1 protein-coding gene is annotated in these 839 nt (G+C 54.4%); it reads left to right on the top strand.

Annotated features, from left to right (window positions below):
- On the top strand, window positions 1–746 hold a 746-nt coding region (locus tag SA87_RS10885), incomplete at its 5' end, for an HNH endonuclease (protein WP_169816965.1).
- Window positions 747–839 lie beyond the last annotated feature (93 nt).

The raw sequence follows: 839 nt of genomic DNA, 5'->3' as shown, positions 1-839 counted from the left end.
AGACCGAGCTCAGGAGAATGGTAAAAGAACTTGCCAAGGCTCCATCGGGAAAGATGGTCGCCCGCCTTAATGCTTACATTCGCGGGATCCAGAACTACTTTAGCAAGGCTTCCCGGGTGAATAAAGAACTCAGCCGGATTTGGTACGACCTAAGCAAGCTCCTTTTCAATCGTCTCAAGAGCGTGGCGGAATATGGAATTCCCCGTGATCCACCGGAGACGTATCGGCGCCTATATGGCAAATACCGGTACGTGACGTGGACCATCGAAGGAACTCCGATCTTCCCGCTCCCGGCGGTGAAGCACCGGCCGCCGACCTTATTTAACCAGACGGCCAACATTTACACTGCCAAGAGTAGGAAACTTGTCCACAAATACCTCCACCCGGACGTTGAGGCGCAGATCGTTAGACTCATGCGATCCAACGTTGGTGACCGGTCCGTGGAGTACCTGGACAACCGGCTTAGCCGGTACAGCATGGCTCAAGGTAGATGCGAGATATCTGGTGTGTTTCTCACAGCTGAGATGGTACATGCGCACCATGTTATCCCGCTCAGTAAAGGCGGAGATGACAGCTTTGAAAACCTCCGGATCATCCATAAAGCGTATCACGCCCTGATCCATGCAACGACCCCTGAGACGATTAACCGGCTGCTGAAGGAGCTTCAGCCGGGTAAGAAGGAGCTTGCGAAGGTCAACAAGTATCGTAGGGTCCTCGGGCTTGAGTTGATCCGCGCGAATCGGTAGATGGAACGCCGTGTGAGGGGAAACTCTCACGCACGGTGTGGACCGGGGGAAAAGGGGGAGGGGCGACAACCCCAAACCCTTACCTATCGGTAT

It is taken from the genome of Hydrogenibacillus schlegelii (genome assembly GCF_001653195.1).
GTDB classification, from domain to species: Bacteria; Bacillota; Bacilli; order Thermicanales; family DSM-22653; genus Hydrogenibacillus; species Hydrogenibacillus schlegelii.
The sequence above is the reverse complement of the archived record's forward strand: the minus strand, read 5'-3'. Positions and strand labels throughout refer to the sequence as shown.